Here is a 24,174-nt window from a genome sequence, read left to right on the forward strand (position 1 = left end):
ATACGAAGGCGCCCTGGCGCCTTATCGCTGCGCTCACCTGTGGGCGCCTTTGTCTGGTGTTGTCAACGCCAGGCAAAGCTGCTCATAGTAATCGGCAACACGGTCCCAATTATACTGCTGTGCAATATGGGCGCGCGCTTGTCCTCGGCGCTCGGCAACAAGATCAGGATGGGCGAGCAGTTCGCCCAGCACACGGCATAAGTCGCTGGTATCTCCACTCTGAAAGAAGAAGCCAGATGGACCTGCTGCTTCGATATTGGCTGGGATAGTGCTTACCAGCACACAGTTATTAAATGCCAGGGCCTCAAGCAGGGTAAACGCTATTCCTTCAGAGCTGCTGGGCAGAACATAGACGTAGGCATGGCTGTAGAGTTCTGCTAATTCGTCACCGTAGCGAAAGCCAAGAAAACGCACCCCAGGCGTTGCCAGAGAGCGTAGCTGATCCTGGTATTTCTTCTGATGTGGCGCATCACCGACGATTACCAGGGGCATGTCTGTCTGTAACTTACTATAGGCTTCCAACAACAGGTGAACCCCTTTCTGGGGGACGAGCCTGCCGACGAAGAGGATGTAGCCACGCGATGTAAGTCCAAGTGTTTCCAGGTTTTTCATCGGTCGTAGTTCTGGGAGGGTGATGCCTTGAGAAGCGAATCCCGCCTCGCGCCCATAGCGCAGGCGCAGATTTTCCTGAAGCCACTGGGAAGTCACACAAACGTGGGTTGCCAGACTGAATGACACCCGCTCAGAAGCGCGGAGAAAGACCTGTGCTGTGGCGCCCTTCCATTTCTCCATGCGCCATTCCTCTGTATGCAGCACCAGGATCGTAGGTATTCCTGCCAGACGCGGTAGAACGCTCATAAAGGCGTTGCCAAGGCTCTGGTAGATCACAGTATCAACATGTCGTTGGGTTATTACATCCAGTGTTGAAAGCAGAGTATGGCTCAACGTATCGGTGGTTTTCAGATTGAGGGAGGGCAAGCGCACCAACTGAATGCCTTGGTATGGCTTACGCGCAAGCTCCTTTGACGTATAATGGGTGCGCGCATAGACCAGGATTTCATGACCACGCGCTGCGAGGCGAGTCGCCAATTCCTCAGTGTAACGCTCGACACCTCCATAGGTTGCTGGAATGCCTTTCAGGCCCAGTATCGCAATCCGCATGATCGGACACTCCTCCGTGAATCAGTGATGCTCTTTTAGATGAGCATAGAACTACCTGCATGCAGCGCGTGAGCGAGGTGCAGCAGGTTGTTATGATATTACTGGGCAGTCGTTTTCTTTCTCACCACTTCATCCATCTGCATATATGACAGTTAACCAGACTAAAAGTAACTTGCTCGATTGAAGCGATGTGTCTGCGCACACTGCTTGCATAAGCGTAAGGATGTTACCAGAAGCTAGCTGGCTCGTCCTTATCTTGGATAAAGTATGGGGTCGAATGCTATTACCTACAGCTTATGAGCTATACTGACACTTCCGCAGGCTTGAATCGAAGGCCGTCGCGCAATCAGTTGGCTAAGCGGCACTGGATCCAAGGCAGGTTCTGATGAGATCTGACAATGCCTATTGGTTCGGCATGTTTTCGGGCATAAGGAAAGTGTTATGGGTATACAGGCTGGCCGTTCAGCGCGCCTACCTTATCATTCTCGGAATCCTTCTGGTAGCCAGCGCTGCTTATATCTGGTCCAGCCAGCAGATCATTACCTATCAAGCCTCGGCCTTCGTCATGGTTGCAGACCAGTCTCATGCCAGCCCTGATGCCCCACTAGAGGGTGTTGCTTATGCCGCCACCCTGGCCGCCCAGTATGCTGCAAGGCCCATCACATCGGCGATGATTGGCCGCGCGCAAGCAAGTGTCCCCCGGCGCGGAGCCGCGCAAATTCGTGAGGAAGTGCATCTGGCTGCTGTCACCGGCCAGCCTCTTATTATGGTTACTGCTGTGGATACGGATGCCCCAACTGCGATGGCGCTTGCCAATAGTATGGCAGGTGTTCTGGCACAAGCTGATACCGATCTTGTCAGACAAGCCGATGACCAGAAGGTTGCAACCCTTCAGTCTCAGGTCAACACCTTGTCGGTAGATGTTGGCAAGACCATCAACGCGATTGCTCTGGCTCGCCATCGTGGTTCTTCTGGCGCCAGCCTCCAGGCGAAGTTACAACAGCAGCAAATGGAACTGGATCAATTGCAGATACAGCTAGCCCAGGCTCAGAGAAATGCCGCCAGTGTCCAGCCGATGTTCTGGGTCTCATCGCTCGCTCTAAGCGCTTCACAGAACGCGCCCAATCTCCTCTTGAATACATCCCTTGGGGCGCTTGCCGGAGCTTTGGGCGGTCTAGGGCTGGCTGAGATGGCCGATTTGCTAGGCGGTGTTGTGCGAGGTGTTGAGGATTTCTTGCGCTGGGAACAAGTGAGTCCGCTGGGCGAGGTTCCTGATGCTCCCGCCAATGAATCGCCATTTGTATTTACCGACGAAATGTACACGGCTGTGGCTCAGCCCTTCCGCCGGGTCTGGAAAAATCTCCAGTTTCTCAGCGGTCAGCAGACAGGGCAAGCGACGCTGGTCCTGCCGGTAGGTAGCGTGCCTTTCGATGGTTGGGTAGGGCTAAACCTCGCCGTAACTTCTGCGCGATTGGGCCAGCGAACGCTACTTCTTGATACCAATTGGATACAACCAACGGTGGAGGGGTACTTTCAGTTACCAGTCTCTGAGCAGGGATTTTTTACAAGTCTGGCAGCCATGAACCCATCCTCCTTAGACCATTGGCTGGCTATCAAGCCAACAGATACCCCCCATCTATTTGTGTTGCCTGCTGGACCTCTTTCTTCGTACCCTGATGTCCTGGCGCAGCCACAATTGCTTGTCGAACTTTTTGGCATGCTGCGGCAGGACTTTGCCCAGATCATTGTTCTTCCGCCGCCTAAATCGCTCCAGCTTTCCGATGGAGTATTTATGGAACAAATGAATCATGTTTTGCTCGTCGCACGCAGCAAGCACACCACTATCGCAGAGATAAAGCCGGTGCTCGCTGAGCTGGAGAAGGCGGATAGTCCCTTCCTGGGAGCGGTTGTGTTGGTCAGTACATCTGGCTTGTTCAGCCACTTACCGCTTGGGGCGGCTCAAAGAACTGAAGAGACAGAGGAACCCTGAAGGATAGCATCCATGCCTGATACGGTCTATTCCGCTCCTTTGGATTCGGAGGATGTGACGGAGGACTCCAGGGAAGTGGAAGTTTTCACCGACCCCCGGCTCGCCATCGCCAGCGTTACAACCGAACCTTTGCCAAGGGTGCAGGCTGCGAGCGAACGCTCGGTCAATGTGCGTATTCTGGCTGCTCTTATCAGTCTATCCGGGGCTTCTATTGCAGCGCGCGCGTTCGGAGTACTCAATCAGGTGGTGATTTCAGACCATTTTGGCGCGGGTGTCTCAATGGACGCCTATTTTGCTGTCCTTGCGTTGCCAACACTCCTGACCAACCTGATTGTGAGCGCGCTGCAAGCCTCGGTCATTCCCACCTATGTGCGTCTCACCAGGGCCAATCAAGAGCGGGAAGCATCGGACGTGTTGAGTACGCTCTTTAATCTCGTGATCTTGTTCCTTGCCGGTGTGCTGGCGCTGATGCTCTTCTTTCCACGATTTGCCATCAGTCTCTTTGCCCCCGGCGTCTCTTCTGCCACGGTTGATGTTGGGGTAACGCTGGCGCCCCTGATCTTTCCCACATTACTGCTGAACATTTTTGTGGGCTTTATCACCAGCGTCTTTAATGCCTCCCGCCGCTTTGCCTTTCCAGCCTTTACGGCTATGCTGATGCCGTTAGGTATTCTCGTTGCGACCATTTTGCTCAGTTCGCAGTTTGGCGTCTCAGCGTTGGCTATCGGCCAACTGGTAGGGACTGGCCTCCAATTCCTCATCATGCTGGCGCTGGTAAGGAAGGCTCGATTTTCCTACCGCCCCGTACTCCGTCTGGGCAGCCCTCATGTTCGTGTGGCGCTCGGCCAGCTCTGGCCGATGCTCTTCGGCGCTACGATTGGGCAAGCCAATCCGGTTATTGACCAGATAGTCGCCTCGACACTCGGTTCTGGCGCCATCTCTGCCCTCAACTATGCGTTGAAGGTTATCAGCATTCCGGTCACAATGATTTTTATGGCAACTTCGCAAGCGGTTCTGCCGTACTTTGCGAGCCAGGCGGCAGCGCGGGACTTTAGAAGCCTGAAAAAGACGCTCAACCTGTTTCTATGGGCCATTGGGATCATCACGCTTGTGGTAACGGTAGGATTCATTGTATTCGCCCAACCCATTATCACCTTGTTGTTTCGTCATGGAGCATTCACCGATGAGAGCGCCCAAAAAACATCTGCAACGCTCATCGGCCTGGCAGTGGGCCTTCTCCCGATGGCATGGGGCTTCATGATTCCGCGCGTCTTTAATTCCTTACACCGTAATGATGTCCTGTTAAGAATTGCTATCTTTACCCTGATAACCAATGTCGTGCTTGATATTGCGCTGGCGCGCTTCCTGGGCCTGCCGGGTATTGGTTTGGCAACATCACTCGCTTACCTGCTCACCACACTCATCCAGATCGCGGTGCTGCGTTTGCTCATTGGTCCGTTGGGTCTGCTGCGGGTTCCCCCACAGTTGCTGGAGTGGCTATCTCCTCAGCGTTGGATGGGCAGGACTCGCTTCTCGCGGGCCGGGCCACCGAGGAGATTCAACTCCTGGCGTATCCTCAGAAATGGCGCGCTGGTCTTGGGCGGATTCCTTGTTGTTGCTGTTATCGCCAGCCGCGATGCCATCCAAGGGGTACGTGTCTCGCTGGGTATGGCGCTGGCGTTTTTCTTCCTGCCCTCACCCTATCTGCTCTTGTTGACCTGGGCCGGTATGGGAGCGTTCTATGATGTCTATATCGGCGGGCATTCAATCGGGTTTGTGCTGGCCCTTGCCTCACTGCCTGCCTTTGCTCTGGCGTTCTGGCGCCAATGGCGCGGTCTGGCGCGCCAGACCTGGGCGATCTGGGCCTATGTGTTTTTCCTTGTCTGGCTGCTGCCTGGCGCGAGACTGTCGCCGCTGGGGTTGAGCGAATTCAGCGTTACGGTGTGGGGCCTGTTTGATTATCTGGCCCTGATGGTGTTTACCGTCGCTATGCTGACAACTCGTGATCGCTTTGAGCGCTTTCTTTCTGTACTGCTGACGACCTCGACGCTCCTCTGCTTCGTTGGCCTTGCTGAATATGCGCTGCGCTTTGGCGGCTCTCAGCAGGAGGGCGTCATCTGGATTTATCGGGTGGGCGGCGTCTTTGGGTGGTACAACTCGTTTGGCTTTTACCTTGATCTGCTGCTTCCTCTTTGCCTCTATCGCCTGTTGACGGCGCCGCGCGGGCGGCGACGGTTCTGGGGCGGCATTCTTGCGCTCCATGTGCTGGCGCTCGGCCTTACCTTTAGTCGCGCAGGGATGATTTCTGCCATCTTTATGGTGATTACGACAGCAATGCTCCTCAACGGCAGGCTGCGCTGGTGGATGTTACGGGGCGTGTCAGGCGTCATTGCGCTGATCGCCGTACTGCTGCTGATCCCAGGGCTGGGGCTGAACCAGCGGCTGCTTGGTGATCATCTGCTGACGTTAGATGACCGCACAGATGCCTGGGGATTGCTGTTAAGCCAGCTTGATCTGCGTAACCCGTTTGGGCATAGCTATTACGCCTCCTGGGCGCTCTTGCTGCGAGACCACCCAGGTGGAGTTGCAGCGCCCCACAGCCTTTACCTACAAACGCTCTTTGATATGGGCATTCCCGGCCTGGCCTTTTTGCTTGCCACTTTTGCCCTGCTGCTCTGGGGGGGGACACGAAAAGCGCTTCGCAGCCAGGGAGAGGCGCGCATCGCGGCGGCGGTTGCCACCGGGGGAATCTTCGGCGCTGTGGTCAACAGTCTGGTGGGCAATGAATTTCTCGATTTTGCGCTGGGCCTCCACTTCTGGTTCCTGGCAGCCTTACCCTATCTGCCGCTCTTTGCGGCTGGGTCTGGGCGGCGAAAGGGCGCTGCTGCTCCAGCGCCAGCCCAGCAGAAAGATAGTCTTTCCGTCCAGTTTGTCACCTGGCAATTTTTTCCCTTCGTCGGGGGGGCTGAGGTGCGCGCGCTGCGCGAGGCCAGGGCGTTGCAGGCCAGAGGGCATCGGGTGCATGTGCTGACGCTGCGCCTGAAGCGCTCGCTGGCAGCGACGGAGGAGATTGAGGGCGTGCCAGTACGGCGTATTGGCGGCCTGTTTGTGCGTGGTAGGCTGCGCCTGCGCTTTGGGGCGCAGTGGATTGCTGAGTGGTTGCTCTTCCGTGAACTGCTTCGCGCCCGAAATAGCTATCAAGTGGTTCATCTGCGTCAGCTCAGCGTGCTGGCTCGTCCGGCGGCGCTGGCGGCGCTCTTCACCGGCAAGCCGCTCTTCATTCGCCTGGCAAGTACCAGTCCTTCAGACGATCCCCTGGTTCGCATGAGCGCAAAGACAACGCTCTGCCTTGGGCCTCTTAATCCTTCGCTGCCGTTTCTCCAGGTTGAGGAGCATAGCTGGGCTGGCAGCGATCTTCAGACGCTCAGGCGTTCGCAGTGGCTGGCTGGCCTTACCCTCTGGCTGCTGAAATATTGTGGCGCGGTCTTCATTGCCATCAGCACGCGCATTCAGACCACATTGCAAAAGATCGGTTTTCGCCCAAAACGGATTGCGCTGCTTCCCAATGGTATTGACCTGGACCAATACAAAGAGTACGCGCTCGGCGTGAGCATGCGCCTGGCTGCCCAACCGACCGAAGCGCCAAAAGTGGTCTGTGCTGCGCGCTTTAACTATGTTAAGGGTCTAGATGTCTTGATTCACGCATGGCGCGAGGTTCACGCGGCGCTGCCAGAGGCCAGGCTTCTGCTGGTTGGCGGTGGCACTTTGCGCTATCAGCTTGAAGCGCTGGCTGCTGCTCTTGATCTGAGCCAGAGTATTGAGTTTATTGATCTGACGCAGGATGTTCGCCCGTTTCTCGCTGAAGCCGATCTCTTCGTACTGCCATCGCGTTTTGAGGGGATGCCCAACGCGCTGCTGGAGGCGATGGCCTGCGGGCTGCCCTGTGTCGCTACCCGTGTCAGTGGCAGCGAGGATGCAATTGTTGATGGTGAATCTGGTTTGCTCGTGCCTCCCGGCGATCCGGAGAGCCTGGCAAAAGCGCTGCTGGCACTACTGATGGATCGGAATCGCGCGCGGGCCTGTGGCGCTGCTGCTTATATGCGCGTGCAGCAGCATTTTCAGGATGATACGCTGATTGATCAACTGCTTGGTCTCTATCACGAGGCTGTTGGGGGGAAACATCTTTTGCCAACTCCAGTGGGCCTTCAAGAGGCAGCGCCGTTCTCTGGCGCTCCTACGGAGACGCCCTCTCTGGCAAGGCCAATGAGCGCCAGAGCAAAAAGCGAGGAATAGGCATATGTGTGGGATCGCTGGTTTCGTCAACATTGGTCTGAATAACGAGGATGCTGGAGCATTATTAGCCAGCATGACCGATATTATTCACCATCGTGGGCCTGATGACGAGGGACACTGGCTGAAGGATGGTGTCGGCCTGGGAATACGACGCCTGAGTATTATTGATCTCAGCGGCGGGAAACAGCCGATTACCAATGAAGATGGCTCCGTCATTGTGGTTTATAACGGGGAGATCTATAACTATCAGGCGCTCCGTCAGGAACTTGAGGCAGCCGGCCATCATTTCACCACCAACAGCGATACCGAAACGATTGTCCATGCCTATGAGGAGGATGGGCTTGATTTTACACGTCGACTGCGCGGAATGTTCGCTATTGCCATTTGGGACCAGAAGCACAGGCGTCTGGTCCTGACACGCGACCGCTTTGGCAAAAAGCCGCTTTACTACTGCTTCGATGGGCAGCGTCTGCTCTTTGGATCAGAGATGAAGTCGCTGCTTCTGGCGCCCGGTCTCTCCAGAGAACTCGATCCCGTTGCTATCAACCAGTACTTCACCTACGGCTATATACCCGCGCCGCGAACGGCCCTGACGGGTATCTCTAAGCTAGCAGCCGCCCATACGCTCAGCTTTGAGAACGGCAGCATCGTGCTCCAGCGCTATTGGCAGCTCGATTTTACACCACGTTGTATGGATGATGAAGAGACGGCAGTGCAACGAGTGCGTGAATTGTTCGCCGAGGCGGTGCGCATCCGGCTGATGAGCGAAGTGCCGCTTGGCGCTTTCCTCAGCGGTGGCATAGATTCGAGCTGTGTTGTCGCCCTGATGAGCCAGGTCGCCACTGAACCGGTGAAGACGTTTTCCATCGGGTTTGAGGAGCAGGATTACAGCGAGGTGAAGTATGCCCGGCTCGTGGCGCAGCGCTATCAGACCGATCATCATGAATGTATCGTCCGGCTTGATCTGCTGGATGTGCTGCCGCGCCTGATCTGGGATTTTGACGAGCCATTTGCCGACGCTTCGATGGTGCCAACCTACTATGTCTCAAAGCTGGCGCGCCAGCATGTCACGGTGGCGCTTTCCGGGGATGGGGGGGATGAGTTGTTTGGTGGATATATGCGCTATGCCCGTATGATGGCCGATAATTGGGTGGATAGACTTGGCCCCCTCCGAAGAGTAGGGCCGCTGGTGAGCGCGCTCATGCCCGGTGGGATGAGGGGTAAAAATCGCCTGCGCGCCCTTGCTCTTGATCCTGAAGTGCGCTACATCGAGGGATCGTCTATCTTCCCTACGCCGCTTCGTCAGCGCCTGCTTCAGAGTGAGTTTCTCGTAGGAGGCGCGGCTGATTCCCAGCGTATACAGCTTGATCACTTTGCTGAAGCGCGGAGCCTCGATTTTTATACCCGAATGCAGCATGTAGATGTTGCCTGTTATCTGCCCTATGACATCCTGGTAAAAGTGGATAAAGCCAGCATGCTGACCTCGCTGGAGGCGCGCGCCCCGCTCCTCGATCATGTGCTGGGCGAGTATGTCGCTTCCCTACGGCATGAGGTGCGCAACCCCGGCGGGCAGCAAAAATATCTCCTCAAGCGTGTAGCAGAGAGCCTGCTCCCTGATGAGATTCTTCATCGGCCAAAGAAAGGGTTTGGGCTTCCGATTGAACATTGGTTCCGGGGCGAACTGAAGGAACTCGCCTGGGATATTCTCCAGAGCCAGCAGGCTAGCAATCGTGGCGTCGTCAATACTGGGCAGGTGGAGCGGCTCCTCGCCGATCATCAAAGCCATCTGTATAATCATGACCGGCGCATCTGGGCGTGGCTCTGCTTTGAGTTGTGGTGTCGTCTGTATCTTGATGGAGCCGATCACTCAGCGTTCTGGCCGCTCAAGAGTCGCCCATCACTGGCAGCGTCTGGTGGAGAGAGGGGGATGCGTTAGCATGGGGCAGAGCGACGGAGCGCTGGAACAGGCGCTTGCTAACCCTCCGGCTGCTGCGAGACCCCTGCGCATCCTGTATCTTATGGAGCAGCTAGACATGGGCGGCGCTGAGCGGCGCTTTGTGCGCATGGCGCGGATGCTGAATCGGGATCAGATGCAGCTTGTTGTTGGCGTTTTGCGGCCAGGTGGGGCGCTCGAAGCTGATCTGCACTCGTTGGGCGTCGAGATCGTGCCCTTTACACGTCATGGCCGCTTTGATCCCTCGCCCGTATGGCGCCTCGCGCATTATGTGCGCAAAGAGCGCATTGACGTTGTACACGCGATGCACTGGCTTTCTAGTCTGGTAGCAATGCTGGCTGCCTGGCAAATACCCCATCTCGCCGTGATTGGCTCAACCGTCAACCTGTTTTATGATAAGGCTCCTGCTGGGAAGTACCGCCTGATGCTCGATCACCTGTTCTGGCGGCGAATGGACTACATGGCGGTCAATGCGCTGGCCCTGCGCGACTACCTTGTCCAGCGGCGCTTTCCTGAAAAACGTCTGATGGTCATTGCAAATGGCGTTGATATTCCTGATACGGCGCGCCTTTCTCCAGCCACCCGCGAGGCCGCGCGCGCTGCGCTCGGTGTTCCTCCGCATGCGCCGCTGATTGGGACCGTAGCCCGGCTTGAACCAGCTAAGAATCTCCAGATGTTGTTACATGCTGCCAGGGCAGTTTGTGCGCGCTTTCCTGATGCCCGCTTTGTCCTGGTTGGCAATGGCAGCGAGCGCGCGCCGTTAGAGGCATTGGCGGCCACATTGGGAATCAGTGAGAAGGTGCTGTTCACTGGCGAGGTCGCTCACAGCGATCTGGTCCTGCCTGCGTTTGATGTGTTTGTCCTCTGCTCGCGCTTTGAGGGGATGCCCAATGTTTTGCTGGAGGCTGGCGCGTGGGGGCTGCCGTTGATCTCAACGCCGGTTGGGGGAACGGTGGAGATCGTTCTGGATGAGAAAACCGGCTTCCTGACCCCGATGGGGGACGCTCCCGCCCTGGCTGAGCGCATCGGCGCCCTGCTGGAGCGTCCCGATCTGGCTGCTGCGTTCGGGCACGCTGCACGCGCGCACGTGATGAACCATTTCTCAAGCAGCACTATGATCCAACGCTATGAAGCTCTGTATCGCATGGCCGCTGAAGCGCGAGCCATGAGAGGACGCTCAGGCTTATGAATATTTTGATCTGTAACAATCGCTATTTCCCTTCAACAGGGCCAGAACGCTATCTTTTTGCCATTACGGGTCTGCTAGAAAAGCATGGTCATGCAGTAGTTCCTCTCGCCGCCAATTATAGCCAGACAGTTGATACCCCCTACCGGCGCTATTTTGTTCCGCCCCCGGTTGATGCTGAAAGCGTCTTCTTCCAGCAATACAAAGACAGGTTGACTCTGCGTAAGCAGGCGGGCCTGGTGGCGCGAGCAACGTACTATCCTGCTGCGCGTGAGGCGGCTCATCGCGCAATTGTTGAGCAGCAGATCGATCTGGTCTATCTGCTGAGTATGGTCAATGTTCTCTCGCCAAGTATCATTGATGCCGCCTATGCGCATGGGATTCCTGTGGTGATGCGCCTCTCCGATTTCAACCTCCTCTGCCCCGCGTATGTGTTCATGCGCGACGGGAAAGTCTGCCAGGATTGCCTGGGCGGCTATCATCACGCGCTGCGCCATCGCTGTCTTCAGGGGTCGGCGATGGTCACAGGCGCCAGGGTGGTTGCGATGATGGCTCACAATGCACTGGGCATTTACAAGAAAGTGGACGCCTTCATCGCCCCTTCACGCTTTATGGTGAGCCAGATGGAGCAGTATTTCAAGCCTGCGCGTGGACGCATCGTTCACATCCCTAGCTTTGTCGATCAGGCGCTGCTCGATGCGCGTCCAGGCCAAGCAAGTGCCGGAGATCACCAGATAAGCAATGGAGTGGGGAAACGGCCCTATATCCTCCAGTTCGGGCGTGTTTCGTCCGATAAAGGCGTTGCTATTACGCTCCGAGCATATGCTGGACTTGAGCGCGATGTTGATCTAGTGATCGCAGGCGAGAGCAGCAATGATTATCGCCTGCGTATGGAAGAGTTGGCGTTGTCTCTCGGAGAAACAGGTGTGCGCTTTACAGGCTTTGTGCAAGGTGAAGCACTCTCTTCACTCATTGCAGGAGCGTTGTGCGTTGTTGCGCCCTCTACCTGTCATGATAATGCCCCGATGAGCGTCTATGAGAGCCTGGCATATGGCAAGGCGGTGATTGGGAGTGACCTGGGTGGTATCAGCGAGCAGCTTGAGCATGGCTGCGGATTGCTTATCCCGCCAGGTGATGCAGAGGCGCTGCGCCACTCGCTGCGCCAGGTCATTGATGATCCGCTGCTGCGCGCGAGCCTGGAGCGCGCGGGGCAGCAGCGCGCGCTCAACGAGTACGCGCCGGAGCGCCATTATGCGCGCTTACTGGAGGTTTTCCAAAACGTCTGCGCTGGCGAGCGGCGCCTGGGAACGCATGCCAGGGATCGGCTCATAACGCATAAGTGATGTTGTACGTCTTATCCTTATCAATGGTCCCCTTATACGTCAGAATGGGCGCTCGCGCTCCTGGCGCTGTAACAGTCAGCGTCAATTGCTGGTTGGACCCCGACTGATGTTGGAAAATAAGCTGGTAATGCCAATGAGCAGAAGCGTCTGCTGTTGCGGCGTTTGGTACCGACCAGATCAGATGCAGCGAATAGCGTTTGCCGTCTTGCACGTTCACGTATCCTCCCCACATCTGGCGACCAGGCTCATCACTGTGATTGATTTGGTTCGAGCCACCGTTCAGCCCTTTCAAGCTCTTCAGTTTCGCGTTAGCGGGCGCGTAGACGCGCAGGTAGGTCAAATAACGATCTTGCCCAAAGAGCGTCTTGGGGTCTGTCACTTTGTAGTTGTAGGTGATGGTGAGGTTGTGCGTTGCCGTCCCCTGGGCGTCCAGAGTCACGTTATCAGTATAACTGACGACAGTAAACTGACTCCCCTTGTTTACCCCCACATTGGAGTCAATGATGGTGACGCCATCTCCAGGCCCTTGGGTAATCGTCCCATCGAACTTGTGTTGAGCCAGCAGCGCCTCAGCATTTTTATCGCTTAGATAGACCTGAATGTCCTTCGTCTCCAGACTGGTGATGGCTGCTCTGGCTATGTCAACGAGTTTGCTTGTTGGCAGGCCATGCAGCTTTTCTAAAAAGGCGCGCGCCAATAGAGCGGTGAAGCGTTTGCGCGGGGAACTGATTTGATCGCTTGGCGGTAAATTCGTTAGAGGGTCATTTTTTTTGGTCTGCTGGTAATAATGAATGAGCCGCTCCAAGTTCTGGTCGGTGACGGTCTCATGATAATCAGGCACGACGATTGGCCCAATGATTTTAATCACGCGCGCGATGGCTGGCGGAGTAAAAGCGATGACTCCTTGTACGGCAGGCCCGCCCTCCAGCTTGAGCATGCGCATCCCTGTTTGCGCGGCAGTTGGAAAATTGGCCGAGATATTAGAATCGCGTAGTCCGAAGCAGCAAAAGGGCCACCAGGGATAAATAGCTGGGTGATTACTATCATGCTTTTGTACATAGGGAAGATCGAGAAGATAGGTATCACTGAGCGTAAAGGGTTGCACCTGCCCATTCTTGATGGTCATCACACCGTAATTGCCGATAAATCCACCGGTTGAGCGTAGTTCGCTGCGATCCATGAGTTCTAGCAAGAAGCTCTCCGGGGTGGTGACTCCGAGCAGGCTGGGGGCCACGCTCAACCAGGCTTCCACCTCAGCAAATTTCGTTTGGATGCTGGGCCAGATAGTCAGTAGCTGGCGTACTTGATTGACTTGCTGGGGCTTGAGCAGCCCCGCAGGTATAGCAGATAAGTCAGCATGCTGCGCATACAGCACCGCGCTGTTGAGATGATGGAAAGCGTCTTCGAGGTTCTGCTGAAGTTGCTCCAGCAAGTGAGCATTTAACGATGGCGGCGGTGTTCCCGTCTGCGCTGGGGGTGAACTGCTAGCAAATAACCCTGCCTTCAGGACGCCATTAAGCATCTGGAGACTCTTAACCAGATCAAGACCAGCAAAACAAGCCTGATTGGCGGCATCTACCAATGCGCCCAAGGAAGCAATGGTGGTGTTCGTTATCGGCAGATGCGCAGCAATGAAAAAACTGCCAGCAGGCTCTTCAAGATCGCTGTGCAGGAGCGTAAAGTCATGCTGAGCGGCGGTCATTTCTTGCTGAAGCTGCTGAAGGATAGCCGGGTCCAACAACTCCCCTAGATTGCCCTGTGACGGCATCAGCGCCTCGATGCGATGCAAGTGCAGCGCTGCATCGTTTGCCTCAGCGCGTGCGCGAGAGACACGCATCGCTGCGTCTATGGCGCCGGAGAGCGTACCAAGAAGAATCAATGTCAGGATTGCCAGGAGGATTGCCCGGTGTCTCAACTTCGAGATAACTTTGGGCGAAAGCCCCTGCCGGGTAGATCTAAAGATTCCACCCAGACCTGTTGCCCTTAACAGGTACCCGCGAAAGCCTCCCCCAAAATTAGGAAGCCGCTGTTTTCTCCTGGGGCGCTTTCCCTTCGGCTCTTGCTTCCGCGTGCCTGCGCTTATTTTACTCCGGGGGTCCACTGCCGGGAAATCCTCAGACGATCTGGTGTGTCCAGGTGGTGAAATAGGGCCAAAAGGATACGCAGCATCATCCCTTCTTCCAGGCATTGAATATCTCCTTTGTAACACATCCCTTTTTCGTACCTGCCGTGTATGCCAAAACCAGGGCTGTGCTGATTCCTAAGCGTGAAGAGCAACTTTGCCAGGCCGCACCAGCCTCCAGACATGACTATCAACCGAGAGATGACCAGTGGCATTACGTGTATCTACAACAAGCGAGGCCGAGCGCACGACACGTTCATAATCAATAGTACTGTGGTCTGTGACAATGACGACCCCATCAACAGAGGTCAATAGCTCGTCAGTCAACGGCTCTGTCGAGAGCGTATGGTCGCCCAGGCGCAGTTCAGGCACATACGGGTCCGAGTAGATCACGGCTGCATGTCGGTCTTGCAGCAATTCTATAATATCCAGCGCGGGTGACTCACGCACATCGCTGACATCGCGTTTATAAGCAACCCCAAGGATGAGCAGGCGCGCGCCATTCAGACATTTCCCGTGTTCGTTGAGCGCCAGGGTGATCTGCTCCACGACGAAGCGAGGCATTTCAGCGTTTACCTCACTCGCCAGTTCAATGAAGCGCGCTCGATAGTTCAATGATCGCAGCTTCCACGCGAGGTAGTGCGGATCGATGGGGATACAATGGCCGCCTAGCCCTGGACCTGGATAGAAGGGCAAAAAACCAAATGGTTTCGTTGCCGCCGCCTGAATAATCTCCCACACATCAACGCCCAGGATATTTGCCATTTGCGCCAGTTCGTTGACCATCCCGATATTCACAGCCCGAAATGTATTTTCAAGCAGCTTCACCAACTCAGCCGCTTTCGGCGAACTGACAGGAACGATGCTCTCTACGATTGTGCTATACAAGGCGCTGGCGAGTCGAGTGCATTGCTCGGTTACTCCACCGATCACCTTCGGGGTATTGCGGAGGTTAAAGTGGGGATTACCGGGATCGATGCGCTCTGGCGAGAATGCCAGAAAGAAATCATGCCCCACGGAAAGTCCTGTTTTTTCCAACATCGGCAGCAGGAGTTCTTCGGTTGTCCCTGGATAGGTGGTGCTTTCTAGCACGATCAGTTGACCAGGATGAAGTGTTCGTGCGATGTGTTCTGCGGCGCTCATCACAGAGGAGATGTCGGGGTCTCTTGTCTTTCGGAGGGGCGTTGGTACGCAAATACTGACTGTATCTACCTCGGCGAGCCGCCCAAAATCACTCGTTGCCGAGAACTTGCCCGCTCTGACCAACTCCTGAAGCAACGCGCCATTCACATCGGCAATATGGCAGATACCCTGGTTGAGCGCGGCGACACGATGCTGGTCAATATCAAAACCAATGACCTGAAAGCCCGCTTGTGCAAGGCCAGTCGCTAAAGGCAGGCCAACATACCCCAGGCCAATGACGCCGACAACTGCGTGTCGTTGCTCTATCCGGGTGAGCAGGCTGATCAATAAGATACTCCATTCATCCATACTTCTTGCCGGAAGTAGGAACTTCAGCGGGCGCTGCTGAGCGCTTCCAGCGTGCGCGCCAATCCATCAGCGAATCGGACCGTTGGTTCATAGCCCAGCAGGTGTTGAGCTAACTGAATGTCTGCCAGGCTATCATGGACATCCCCGGCGCGGGCCTCCTGATACTCGGCCTCGACAGTCTGTCCCAGGAGCGCCCCGGCCAGGCGTAGTAGCTTATTCAACGAAATCTGCTCCCCACAGCCGATATTGATTGCCTGGCCTGCTGCTTCAGTCGCTTCAGCAGCGAGCAAATTAGCCTCAACGACATTAGCGATATAGGTGAAGTCGCGGGTCTGCTCGCCGTCACCAAAGACAATGGGCGTCTGTCCGGCAAGCAAGGCTTGCAAAAAGCGCGGGATCACAGCAGCATATTGTGAAGTCGGGTCTTGTCGCGGGCCGAAGACATTAAAATAGCGCAAGGCCACCGTTTCCAGACCATACACCTGGGTGAACAAGCGACAGAGATGCTCCCCGGTGAGCTTATGCAGGGCATAGGGAGACATGGGCGATGGAGGCATCGTTTCCCGTTTGGGTAACGTCGGGGTGTTCCCGTAGACTGAGGAAGAGCTGGCATAGACGACCCGCCGCACTCTGGCATCACGCGCCGCCAGCAAGACATGTTGTGTCCCAGTGACGTTCACTTCCAGGGTGGTACGTGGATCAGCGATAGAGCGCGGGACCGAGGCAAGGGCCGCCTGGTGAAATACGACCTCGACCCCTTCAACAGCGGCGCGCACGGCGGCAAAATCGCGCAGATCGCCCTGTACGATCTCGGCCTGCCGCTCAAGAGGAGTAATATTGCCTTCCTTGCCGGTTGAGAAGTCATCAAAAATACGCACAGCTTTTCCCTGCTTCACCAGCGCCTGAGCAAGATGGGAACCGATAAAGCCCGCGCCACCCGTCACAAGATATTGTGCAGGTTTCATATTCTGCCTCGGTGATGTTCTAAACTCTACCGCAGCGCCCTACCATCATAACGAACCATTCAGGGATTCAGTATCATTCCAGCGTTTTGATGTGTTGGCATCGCTCCTCTTTTCTGCGTGCCGCTTGTCGTCATCGAACCTGGGCTTGACTTTAGGGCGAGTCCAGGTTATACTCTCTTCAGTCATTGTTGAAGAGAACATGGTGTCGAACAGGAAAAGTAAGCGATAGCGCGCAGAACAGAGAGTCGGGCCAGGTGAGAGCCGATGCTGGCGCAGCGTTGAATGGTCCTGGGAGCCGCGAACCAAACGCGCCGGGCGCACGCCCCGCCAGTAGGAACTCGCCGGAAGAGCCAACCGTTATCGTGGCAGGGTATCAACTGCGCGGCAGGTCTGCCAGTTCGTACCCGAAATGAGGAGCAGTGCAGCCGCGCCACAAGCCGGGGGCATTGCTCGAAGTGGGGTGGCACCACGAAGGCTCTGTTGATTCAGCCTCTCGTCCCGTTGGGGATGAGAGGCTTTTTGTTTTAGTTCTGGTTTCACGATTGTCTGCGAAACCAGAGGTTGAGGAGGTGAAGCAACGATATGGCTGAGCGGAAGCAACGGGTTTTTTCGGGTATCCAACCATCAGGAAACCTGCACATCGGCAATTACCTGGGGGCCATTCGCAACTGGGTGGCCTCACTGGATGAGTATGACAACATCTTCTGCATTGTGGACCTGCACGCGCTGACTGTTGAGCCGGAGGAGCGCGCGGCGGAACTGCGTGGGCTTACGACACAGTTGGCGGCGCTCTATCTCGCCTGTGGGCTGGACCCCAACAAGTGTGCGCTCTTTGTGCAATCGCATCTGCACGAGCATGCCGAACTGGCCTGGATGCTGAGCTGCGTGACGCCAACCGGCTGGCTGAACCGCATGACGCAGTTTAAGTCGAAGGCGGGCGAGCATAAAGAACAGGCAAGCACTGGCCTCTACACCTATCCAGTGCTGATGGCCGCCGACATCTTGCTCTATCAGACGGATGCGGTGCCGGTGGGCGATGACCAGCGCCAGCATGTAGAACTGACACGCGACATTGCCGAGCGCTTTAACTACCTTTTCGGGCCGACGTTTACGGTGCCGCAGCCGCTGATTCGAGAGGTGGGCGCGCGCATCATGGCGCTGGACGATCCAACCGAGAAGATGAGTAAGAGCGCGCCAAATGAGTTCTCACGCGTTGCGCTGTTCGATCTGCCGGATGTCATTCGCAAGAAGCTGGCGCGCGCGACGACGGATTCGGAACGCTCGATTCGCTTCGATGAGTCGCGGCCAGGTGTCTATAACCTGCTCACGATCTACGAACTGCTGAGCGGGCAGACACGGGCGGCGATTGAGGCGCATTTCGAGGGCAAGGGTTACAGGGAGTTGAAGGCCGAGGTGGCCGAGGCGCTGGTTGCTGAACTGGAGCCAATCCAGCAGCGTTATTACGCGCTGATGGCTGAACCGGCGCGGGTACAGGCGATTCTGGGTGAAGGCGCGGCGCGCGTGCGCCCGCTGGCCCAGGCGACGCTGCGAACAGCTATGTCCAGAATGGGCCTGCGTTCTTAAACAAGAAGTGGAGCGAGTGTATGTATCAGCCGACATTGGAAGAAGCGCGGCGCTTGCGCGACGCCGCCCGCGCGGGTGAGCCGGGCGCGGGAAATCTGCTGCCGGTTTCCTGCGAGGTATTTGCCGATGTGGAGACGCCCGTCTCGGTCTATCTCAAGCTGGCGGGCGGCCCCTATACCTTTTTGCTGGAAAGCGTGGAGGGCGGCGAGCGCATCGCGCGCTACTCCTTTGTCGGCCTGGACCCGTATCTGGTGATGACGGTGCGCGGGCGCTCTGCCGCGCTCACCTGGCGCAGCGGCCCCAAAGCCGGAACCTGCGAAACAGTGCCCTGCGACGACCCGCTGCGGCTGATCGAAGCTGAACTGCGACGCTCGCGGCTGGTGAAGCTGCCGGGGATGCCGCGCTTTCATGGCGGCGCGGTTGGCTACCTGGGCTATGAGACGGCTGCCCGCTTTGAGCGCCTGCCGGTGCCGGAGGACGATCCGCTGGGTCTGCCGGAAGCGGTCTTTTGCTTTACCGAGACGATGCTGGTCTTCGATCACCTGCGGCGCAGCCTGCGCATCATCACCCATGTGCGCCTGGATGATGCGCTTGAGGCGAACTATCAGCGCGCCGTGGAGGCGATCACCTGCCTGCTCAAACGCTTGCGCGAGTCGTCCCCCTCGGCGAATTCATTCTCCGCTGGGGAGGGCGCGGCTTCAACCGCCAGTGCTCCATTTCTCACCTCGCGGGATCGCTTTGAGGCGATGGTCGAGCGCGCCAGGGAGTATATCCAGGCGGGCGACATCTTTCAGGTGGTGCTGTCGCAGCGCTTTGCGCGCCCGGCGCAGACCCATCCGTTCAGCGTGTATCGCGCGCTGCGCTCGATCAATCCTTCGCCCTATCTCTACTATCTCGACCTGGGCGAGCTAACGGTAGTGGGAGCTTCGCCAGAGTTACTGGTGCGCGTCGAAGATGGCGAAGTCATCATACGACCCCTGGCGGGCACGCGCCCGCGTGGCAAAGACGCGGAAGCTGATCTGGCGCTGGAGCAAGAGTTGCGCGCCGATGAAAAAGAGCGCGCCGAGCATCTGATGCTGGTGGACCTGGGACGCAACGATGTGGGCCGCGTCGCCGCGCCCGGAAGCGTGCGCGTCACGGAGTTTATGAAGGTGGAGCGTTATTCCCATGTGATGCACCTGATGTCGCATGTGACCGGGTGGCTGCGCACTGATCTTTCGCCCTATGACGCGCTGCGCGCCGCCTTCCCGGCGGGGACGCTCTCTGGCGCGCCAAAGGTGCGGGCAATGGAGATTATCGCCGAACTGGAGGGCGAGCGGCGCGGCGTCTATGGCGGCGCGGTTGGCTATTTCAGCCACAGCGGCAATCTGGATATGGCGATTGGGCTGCGCACGCTGGTGCTCAAGGATGGCGTGGCTTACGGGCAGTCGGGCGCGGGCATTGTCGCCGATTCTATTCCGGCCAAAGAATACGAAGAGACGTGTCATAAGGCGGAGGCGCTCTTGCGGGCGCTGGAGCAGGCTGAAGCCCTGGAGCGAGGAGATATGTATGCTGCTGCTGCTCGATAACTATGACAGTTTCACCTATAACCTGTATCAGTATCTTTGGGGGTTAGGCGCTGAAGTGATCGTGCGGCGCAACGATCAGATCACGCTGGAAGAGATTGCGGCGCTGGCCCCGGCAGGCATCGTCATCTCGCCCGGACCCTGCACACCCAACGAAGCGGGCATCTGCAACGAAGTCATCCGCACGTTTGGGCCGACAACGCCCCTCCTGGGCGTGTGCCTGGGGCATCAGTGCATCGGGCAGGTGTATGGCGGGCGCGTGATTCGCGCGCCAGTTCCCATGCATGGGAAACTCTCGCGCATCACGCATCAGGGGCAGGGTGTGCTGGCAGGTCTGCCGCAGCCGTTCGAGGCGGTGCGCTATCATAGCCTGATTGTTGAGCGTGCCACACTGCCTGCCGAGTTGGAGATCACTGCCGAGACGGACGATAAGCTCATTATGGCCTTGCGCCATCGAGAATATCCGGTAGAGGGGTTGCAGTTTCATCCAGAATCCATCCTGACGAGCCAGGGGAAAGACCTGCTGCGCAATTTTCTGGCGCAAGTGCATGCGCGGGCGTATGCAGGCGTCTGAATGTCTGAAGAGGAGGCAGGACCATGATTAAAGAGGCTATTGCGCATGTTGCGGCGGGCCAGTCGCTCTCGGAGCAAGAGGCTGTCGCGGTGATGGAAGAGATTATGACGGGCGAGGCGACGCCCTCGCAGCTTGGGGCATTTCTGATGGCCTTGCGCCTGAAGGGAGAGACGGTTGAGGAGATAGCCGGGCTGGCGCGGGTGATGCGCGAAAAAGCCCTGCATGTGCCTATTCCGGCGGGCATGTCGCCGATGGATACCTGCGGGACCGGCGGCGACGGCGCGGGTACGTTTAACGTTTCGACAACGGCGGCGCTGGTGGTGGCGGCCTGTGGGCAGCCGGTTGCCAAGCATGGCAATCGCGCGGCCACCAGCCGCTGCGGCAGCGCCGATGTGCTGGAGGCGCTGGGGGTGAAGATCGATCTCAAGCCAGAGCAGGTGGCGCGCTGCGTGGCTGAAGCAGGCTTTGGCTTTATGTTCGCGCCCGCCTATCATCCGGCGATGAAGCACGTCGGCCCGACGCGGCGCGAGATTGGGATTCGCACCGTCTTTAACATTCTGGGGCCGCTGACGAATCCGGCGGGCGCTGCCTATCAGGTGCTGGGCGTGCCAGAGGCGAGCCTGGCGCGTAAGATGGGCGAGGCGCTGCTGCGCCTGGGCTGCAAGCGCGCGCTGGTGGTCTATGGCGAGGATGGGATGGATGAATTGTCGCTGGGCGCGCCGACGCTGATCTGCGAAGTCCTGGGCAGCCAGGGTGATCTGCGCGAGTATCGCGTGACGCCTGAAGACGTTGGCCTGACGCGCCAGAGCCGCGATGCTGTGCGCGGCGGCGACGCGGCCTTTAACGCCGATCTGCTGCGCGATACGCTGGCGGGGAAGCTCAACGACGCGCACGCCGATATGGTCGGCCTCAACGCTGGCGCGGCGCTGCTGGCCTGCGAGCGCGTGAGTACATTGGCCGAGGGCGTGAAGCTGGCGCAGGAGACGCTGCGCGCTGGCCGGGCGACAGAGACGCTGGCGGCGGTGGCCGCGCTGAGCCAGATAGCCTGAGCGGGGAAACTATGGGAACTATTCTCGATACCATTGTGGCGCGGGTGCGCGCTGATCTCGAAGAAGAGAAGCAGCGCGTGTCGCTGGAGGAGATGCGCCGTCGGGCCGAGGCAGCGCCGCAGCCGCGCGATTTTTTGGGCGCGCTCCAGGGCGCGTCGGTGATGACGACCCAGCACGAGGCGAAGCTGATTGCTGAGGTGAAGAAAGCGTCGCCTTCTAAGGGTGTGCTGGTCGCGGATTTTGATCCGGTGGCTCTGGCGCGCACGTATGAGGCGGGCGGCGCTTCGGCCATCTCTGTGCTGACGGAGCGACATTTCTTCCAGGGGTCGCTGGAGTATCTGGCGGCGGTGCGCGCGGCAGTGGCGCTGCCGACGCTGCGCAAAGATTTTATCGTTGACCCCTATCAGGTCTATCAGGCGCGCGCCTCTGGGGCCGATGCGGTCTTGCTGATCTGCGCCATTCTGGATGACGCGGACCTGGCGCTGCTGCTGGGTCTGGCGCGCCAGTTGGGCATGCGCTGTCTGGTTGAGGTCCATGACGAAGAGGAGACAAAACGAGCCGTTGCCAGCGGGGCGGAGATCATCGGCATCAATAACCGCGACCTGCGCGATTTTCATGTGGACACTGAGACGACGCGCCGCCTGGGCAGGCTGATCCCCAAAGATCGCGTGGTGGTCAGCGAGAGCGGGCTGCATACCGGCTCGGACGTGCAATCGGCGGCGCTGATGGGCGCGCAGGCTGTGTTGATCGGTGAGGCGCTGGTAACGGCCAGCGATCCGCTTGAGAAGGTGCGCGAACTTTCGTCGCTGCGCATCAAAATCTGTGGGCTGCGCAGCGATGAGCAGGCGCGCGCTGCCCTCGATAGTGGCGCGCACTATATCGGGCTGGTCTTTTATCCGCCAAGCCCCCGCTGCGTGACGCCAGAAGAGGCCGCATCGATCACCCGCGCGGCGCGCATGCGCGCCGACATGGGGATGTACGCGCCGAAAACGGTGGGCGTGTTTGTGAACGAGCCGCCGGAAACGATCAACACGCTGGCCCGCGAGGTGGGGCTGGATATGGTCCAACTGAGCGGCGACGAGTCGCCAGAAGTCTGCCGGGCGATTGAGGTTCCGGTGATGAAGGCGGTGCGCCCGCAGCGGCCCAAAGACCTCGACGCGCTGGAGGCGTATCGCCCCGGTGTGCTGGCTTTTCTGCTGGATACTAAAATAGATGGGATGTGGGGCGGGACCGGTGCGGTGGGCAACTGGTCGCTGGCGCGGGAGATGGCCCGGCGCTATCCGACCTTGCTGGCCGGAGGCTTGACACCCGAAAACGTGCGCGAGGCGGTGGAGGCGGCGCAGCCCTGGGGCGTGGATGTGAGCAGCGGCGTGGAGACGAACGGCCAGAAAGACTTGAGTAAGATTGCCCGCTTCGCCGATCAAGCCAGGCTGGCAAGGCGCGGGCGTCCGATCCCGCCATCGCGCCAGAAAGACTCATTGGCGGCCTTCAAGCAGCAGATGCGGGCGAGGACATCCTAGATGCTGACGTTTGCGATTGTAGAGGTTATCGAACGCTTTGCGGATTTTCGTAAAGGAGCAATCAGCCTCAATGACCACCTTTCGCTATCATCCTGACATTCTGGCGCGCTACCCCAACGTGGTGGGCGGCGTGATCCTGGCCGAAGGGATGATCAATGGCCCGACGCCTGACGCGCTGCGCGAGGCGTTTCTGGCCGAGCAGCAGGCCGTTTTGCGGCGCGTTGGCGAGACGCCGCTCAGCCAGATTCCGCAGCTTTCGGCGTGGCGCGGCGCGTTTCGCGGCTTTGGGCTGGACCCGACGCAGTATCGCAGCGCCGCCGAGGCGTTGCTGCGGCGATTGACCAAGAAAGGCGATATTCCCAGCATCAATACGCTGGTAGACCTGGGGAATCTGGTCAGCATTCGCTACGCGCTGCCCGTTGCAGTCTTCGATACGCGGGCGCTGCGGGGGACGGTGCATTACGCCGATGGCTCGGAGCGTTATAGGACGCTGGGCGAGAACGAGGAAGATCATCCAGAGCCGGGCGAGGTGGTCTTTTCGGATGAGACAAAGCTGGTGATTGCGCGGCGCTGGTGCTGGCGGCAGAGTGAGCTAAGCGCGGCGCAGGCGGATACGACGCGGGCGCTGATAACGGTTGAGGGACATCACGTGGAGGCGCGCAGCGATGTGCAGGCGGCGCTCGCTGATCTGCTGGAGCTATTGCGAACGTATGCGGGCGGAACCTTCACTTCAGCGGTTCTGGATGCCACGCATCCGGCGCTGGCCCGGTGAAATGAGGGCGCGTTATCAAGAAGTTGCCGGATTTGCTGACTGTTCCTGCTGTTTGGGCGGGCATGGGCTGCTGCCATAGGAACAGAAGACACAGCAATCGCCCGGTTTGGGGCGAAGGAGATGGCCGCAGGCGGAACATTGATACACGATCTGGCAGGCGTCAAGAGGCATCGTTTCTTCTTGCGCGAAATGGCACTGGGGGCAGCGAATCTGAGAAGTCAATTGCATACCTCTCCTCCTGGCTCTTTAATATTGTCTCAAGAATACATTGTAGTCCCTCCGATTGCTGGATTTCTAGAGAAGGGGGCAAATAGGTTCCACCAACTATTGGGGTTGCCACTTGTAGCGCCGCCTTCCAGGCGGCCAGCCCGTAGCGCCGCCGGCGCGGCGGCCAGCGTTGGCCTGCTGGTCCGCTGGCCTGGAGGGGGAAGGCTCGCTCTGGCGCAGCGTTGAGCCGCCTGGAAGGCGGCGCTACAAGTGGGCGTTCGTTGCCAGGGATGGCGGCGGTACGAGCGGCAACCCCGATAATTAGTGGGAGGGGCAAATAATGAGCGAGACGATCATCCGATGAAGGGTGATCCAGGCGAAAGGGCTGAACAACTTCC

16 protein-coding genes are annotated in these 24,174 nt (G+C 58.0%); 11 read left to right on the plus strand and 5 right to left on the minus strand.

The window, feature by feature from the left end; all coding sequences use genetic code 11:
• Positions 1-33: 33 nt before the first annotated feature.
• On the minus strand, positions 34-1,161 hold the full coding sequence (locus VH599_06720; GenBank protein ID HEY7347997.1) for a glycosyltransferase family 4 protein: 1,128 nt from the start codon (positions 1,159-1,161) through the stop codon (positions 34-36).
• Between the two features lie 385 nt (positions 1,162-1,546).
• Between VH599_06720 and VH599_06725 the strand changes: the two genes are divergently transcribed.
• Genes VH599_06725 through VH599_06745 form a run of 5 tightly spaced genes read left to right on the plus strand, consistent with a single transcriptional unit; the run spans position 1,547 to position 11,927 of the window.
• Positions 1,547-3,151 carry a hypothetical protein gene (locus tag VH599_06725; GenBank protein ID HEY7347998.1) on the plus strand — a complete coding sequence of 535 codons (1,605 nt, stop codon included), beginning with the start codon at positions 1,547-1,549 and terminating at the stop codon, positions 3,149-3,151.
• A gap of 12 nt (positions 3,152-3,163) precedes the next feature.
• A complete protein-coding gene (gene murJ, locus VH599_06730) occupies positions 3,164-7,444 on the plus strand; it encodes a murein biosynthesis integral membrane protein MurJ (protein HEY7347999.1) in 4,281 nt (1,426 codons plus the stop codon).
• 4 nt (positions 7,445-7,448) lie between these two features.
• A complete protein-coding gene (asnB, locus tag VH599_06735) occupies positions 7,449-9,380 on the plus strand; it encodes an asparagine synthase (glutamine-hydrolyzing) (protein HEY7348000.1) in 1,932 nt (643 codons plus the stop codon).
• A 1-nt stretch (position 9,381) separates the two neighbouring features.
• Positions 9,382-10,587: a glycosyltransferase gene (locus tag VH599_06740; GenBank protein ID HEY7348001.1), complete on the plus strand. Its 1,206-nt coding sequence runs from the start codon at positions 9,382-9,384 to the stop codon at positions 10,585-10,587.
• Positions 10,584-11,927: a glycosyltransferase family 4 protein gene (locus VH599_06745; protein ID HEY7348002.1), complete on the plus strand. Its 1,344-nt coding sequence runs from the start codon at positions 10,584-10,586 to the stop codon at positions 11,925-11,927. Before VH599_06740 ends, VH599_06745 begins: the two co-directional genes overlap by 4 nt.
• Here VH599_06745 and VH599_06750 read toward each other — a convergent pair.
• The 3 genes from VH599_06750 to VH599_06760 form a co-directional block, all read right to left on the minus strand.
• Positions 11,911-13,842, minus strand: a complete 1,932-nt coding sequence (locus VH599_06750; GenBank protein ID HEY7348003.1) for a DUF4012 domain-containing protein — start codon at positions 13,840-13,842, stop codon at positions 11,911-11,913. The genes VH599_06745 and VH599_06750 overlap by 17 nt on opposite strands.
• Positions 13,843-14,187: 345 nt before the next feature.
• Positions 14,188-15,540, minus strand: coding sequence for a nucleotide sugar dehydrogenase (locus VH599_06755; GenBank protein HEY7348004.1), 1,353 nt, complete (start codon positions 15,538-15,540; stop codon positions 14,188-14,190).
• Positions 15,541-15,563: 23 nt separating this feature from the next.
• The gene (locus VH599_06760; GenBank protein HEY7348005.1) at positions 15,564-16,505 is read right to left on the minus strand and encodes an SDR family oxidoreductase; all 942 of its coding nucleotides are present in this window, start codon (positions 16,503-16,505) and stop codon (positions 15,564-15,566) included.
• A gap of 582 nt (positions 16,506-17,087) precedes the next feature.
• Here VH599_06760 and trpS point away from each other — a divergent pair.
• The 6 genes from trpS to VH599_06790 all read left to right on the plus strand — a co-directional run bounded on the left by trpS (position 17,088) and on the right by VH599_06790 (position 23,569).
• On the plus strand, positions 17,088-18,089 hold the full coding sequence (gene trpS / locus VH599_06765; protein HEY7348006.1) for a tryptophan--tRNA ligase: 1,002 nt from the start codon (positions 17,088-17,090) through the stop codon (positions 18,087-18,089).
• Positions 18,090-18,109: 20 nt separating this feature from the next.
• Entirely contained in the window at positions 18,110-19,657 is a 1,548-nt protein-coding gene (gene trpE / locus VH599_06770; protein HEY7348007.1) for an anthranilate synthase component I, read from the plus strand.
• The gene (locus VH599_06775) at positions 19,638-20,228 is read left to right on the plus strand and encodes an aminodeoxychorismate/anthranilate synthase component II (GenBank protein ID HEY7348008.1); all 591 of its coding nucleotides are present in this window, start codon (positions 19,638-19,640) and stop codon (positions 20,226-20,228) included. The genes trpE and VH599_06775 overlap by 20 nt, the downstream gene beginning before the upstream one ends.
• A 23-nt stretch (positions 20,229-20,251) precedes the next feature.
• Entirely contained in the window at positions 20,252-21,277 is a 1,026-nt protein-coding gene (trpD, locus tag VH599_06780; GenBank protein HEY7348009.1) for an anthranilate phosphoribosyltransferase, read from the plus strand.
• A gap of 11 nt (positions 21,278-21,288) precedes the next feature.
• Positions 21,289-22,797 (plus strand): bifunctional indole-3-glycerol-phosphate synthase TrpC/phosphoribosylanthranilate isomerase TrpF, encoded by a 1,509-nt coding sequence (gene trpCF, locus VH599_06785; GenBank protein ID HEY7348010.1) that lies wholly within the window; start codon positions 21,289-21,291, stop codon positions 22,795-22,797.
• Positions 22,798-22,867: 70 nt separating this feature from the next.
• Positions 22,868-23,569 (plus strand): phenylalanine--tRNA ligase beta subunit-related protein, encoded by a 702-nt coding sequence (locus VH599_06790; protein ID HEY7348011.1) that lies wholly within the window; start codon positions 22,868-22,870, stop codon positions 23,567-23,569.
• 15 nt (positions 23,570-23,584) lie between these two features.
• On the opposite strand, the gene VH599_06795 is transcribed toward VH599_06790, so the two are convergent.
• Positions 23,585-23,797 carry a GDCCVxC domain-containing (seleno)protein gene (locus VH599_06795; GenBank protein ID HEY7348012.1) on the minus strand — a complete coding sequence of 71 codons (213 nt, stop codon included), beginning with the start codon at positions 23,795-23,797 and terminating at the stop codon, positions 23,585-23,587.
• Positions 23,798-24,174: the final 377 nt, after the last annotated feature.

It is taken from the genome of Ktedonobacterales bacterium (assembly GCA_036557285.1).
Classification (GTDB): domain Bacteria; phylum Chloroflexota; class Ktedonobacteria; order Ktedonobacterales; family DATBGS01; genus DATBHW01.

Excerpts from the sequence above, each read along its gene's own strand:
- VH599_06720 (HEY7347997.1), bottom strand. The coding sequence starts at position 1,161 with ATGCGGATTGCGATACTGGGCCTGAAAGGCATTCCAGCAACCTATGGA.
- VH599_06725 (HEY7347998.1), top strand. The coding sequence starts at position 1,547 with ATGAGATCTGACAATGCCTATTGGTTCGGCATGTTTTCGGGCATAAGG.
- murJ (HEY7347999.1), top strand. The coding sequence starts at position 3,164 with ATGCCTGATACGGTCTATTCCGCTCCTTTGGATTCGGAGGATGTGACG.
- asnB (HEY7348000.1), top strand. The coding sequence starts at position 7,449 with ATGTGTGGGATCGCTGGTTTCGTCAACATTGGTCTGAATAACGAGGAT.
- VH599_06740 (HEY7348001.1), top strand. The coding sequence starts at position 9,382 with ATGGGGCAGAGCGACGGAGCGCTGGAACAGGCGCTTGCTAACCCTCCG.
- VH599_06745 (HEY7348002.1), top strand. The coding sequence starts at position 10,584 with ATGAATATTTTGATCTGTAACAATCGCTATTTCCCTTCAACAGGGCCA.
- VH599_06755 (HEY7348004.1), bottom strand. The coding sequence starts at position 15,540 with ATGGATGAATGGAGTATCTTATTGATCAGCCTGCTCACCCGGATAGAG.
- VH599_06760 (HEY7348005.1), bottom strand. The coding sequence starts at position 16,505 with ATGAAACCTGCACAATATCTTGTGACGGGTGGCGCGGGCTTTATCGGT.
- trpS (HEY7348006.1), top strand. The coding sequence starts at position 17,088 with ATGGCTGAGCGGAAGCAACGGGTTTTTTCGGGTATCCAACCATCAGGA.
- trpE (HEY7348007.1), top strand. The coding sequence starts at position 18,110 with ATGTATCAGCCGACATTGGAAGAAGCGCGGCGCTTGCGCGACGCCGCC.
- VH599_06775 (HEY7348008.1), top strand. The coding sequence starts at position 19,638 with ATGCTGCTGCTGCTCGATAACTATGACAGTTTCACCTATAACCTGTAT.
- trpD (HEY7348009.1), top strand. The coding sequence starts at position 20,252 with ATGATTAAAGAGGCTATTGCGCATGTTGCGGCGGGCCAGTCGCTCTCG.
- trpCF (HEY7348010.1), top strand. The coding sequence starts at position 21,289 with ATGGGAACTATTCTCGATACCATTGTGGCGCGGGTGCGCGCTGATCTC.
- VH599_06790 (HEY7348011.1), top strand. The coding sequence starts at position 22,868 with ATGACCACCTTTCGCTATCATCCTGACATTCTGGCGCGCTACCCCAAC.
- VH599_06795 (HEY7348012.1), bottom strand. The coding sequence starts at position 23,797 with ATGCAATTGACTTCTCAGATTCGCTGCCCCCAGTGCCATTTCGCGCAA.